General features: G+C 69.3%; 1 protein-coding gene. It reads right to left on the bottom strand.

The window, feature by feature from the left end:
- Positions 1-14 precede the first annotated feature (14 nt).
- The gene (locus CHF16_RS39145) at positions 15-1,346 is read right to left on the bottom strand and encodes an IS4 family transposase (protein WP_171069549.1); all 1,332 of its coding nucleotides are present in this window, start codon (positions 1,344-1,346) and stop codon (positions 15-17) included.
- Positions 1,347-1,548: the final 202 nt, after the last annotated feature.

Raw genomic sequence — 1,548 nt, 5'->3', positions numbered from 1 at the left:
CCAATGCCGGGAAGTTAAGGGTCTTCGGCTGTTGTCGAGTTGGTCGGGGTGAGGATGTCGATGGCGATGGTGGCCTGGTAGGTGGTTCGGTCGATGGCCGGGCCGCGGGCGTTGTACTTGGAGATCGCGCGTTTGACGGTGCGGGCGTTGGTGCGCATGCGTCGGTCGGGCAGCAGGTTGTCCAAGACGGCTCGTCCGATGCGGCCGGTCAGGTCGATGGTGGTGTCGGCGATCACGCCGGCGGCCTGGATGACCTGGTCGCGGGCCGCGGCCAGGGCGATGCTGAAGCCGGCCCGGTCCGGGGCGATGCGGGGGTCGCTGTTGGTGGCGTCGGCCATCGCGGTGCGTAGTGCCTGGTGGACGATCAGCAGCGCGTAGATCTCCTGGTCGGTGCCGGCCGGGGTCCGGGCCCGCAGGACGCGGCCGCCCAGGATGGAGGATTTCAGTTCCAGGTAGGCGGTCTCGATCTCCCACCGCTGGTGGTAGAGCCGCACCAGGTCTGTGGCCGGATAGCCGACAGGGTCCAGCAGTGTGGTGATCAGCCGGTAGCTGCCGGTGGATGGGCCGGCGGCGGTGGAGACGGTGATGCCGGCATCGATGACGCGGACCTTGATCCCGCCGTGCCGGGAGATGAATGAGCCGTCGGGCAGGCGGTGCAGGGCCGGCAACTTGGGTGCCGACCGGCCGTTCTTGACCCGGATCAGCAGGTGGGCACCGGTATCGGCGATCTGCTTGACCAGCCACCCGGCGGCAAAGCCCCGGTCGGCCAGCACGATCATCTGCTCACCCAGCGCGCCCAGCAGCCGGGCCGCATAGGCGGTCTCGCCGTTGCCGGTCCCGCAGGCCGGGCCGAACGCCGCGTCCAAGACGCTGCGGGTGCCGCAGGCCACCACCGCGACCAGACGCAGCATCGGGAAAGCCGACCCGCGCTGCTGGGGATAGGCCACGCGGTTGGCCGGGCTGTCGGCCACACTCATCACGGTCCCATCGACAGCGCACACCAGCAGACCCCGCCACCGCGCTGCGCCGCCGAGCGTGGCGGCCGGACCGCGCAGCAACTCAAACAGCGCCTTCAGCGGTGCGACACCCAACCGCCGCCGCGCCTGGGCCAAAGCGGCCCCGCTCGGCGCCGGCTGCGACCCGCCGAGCCCGGCGGTCAGCCGGCCCCATACCTGCACATAGCCCAGCTCAGCGAACAACACCCCGGCCAGCAGCAGATACACCACCACCCGGGACGGAAGCAGCCGCACCCGCCGCTGCACGGCACCGGTCGCCACCAGGACCTCGTCGACCATCTCGAACGGCACCTGCTGGGTCAGCTCACCCAAATGCCCGGGCGCGAACACCCCCGTCCCCACCCGGACCGTCCGCGTGACCGTACTGATAGCGCAGGCCAGCACGGACCTGTCAGACTGCTGAGACAACGGAGATCCAGTCTGTTCGGACGTTTGTGAGAGAACACCCGTTCTACTGGATCTCCGTTCTCATGTCCGGCCACCAGCCGAGAACCCTTGACACCTCCGGCGTCACCTTAACTTCCCGGCATTG

This window comes from Actinomadura meyerae, from assembly GCF_900188445.1.
GTDB lineage: Bacteria > Actinomycetota > Actinomycetes > Streptosporangiales > Streptosporangiaceae > Spirillospora > Spirillospora meyerae.
This window is presented reverse-complemented; position numbering and strand designations above follow the sequence as displayed.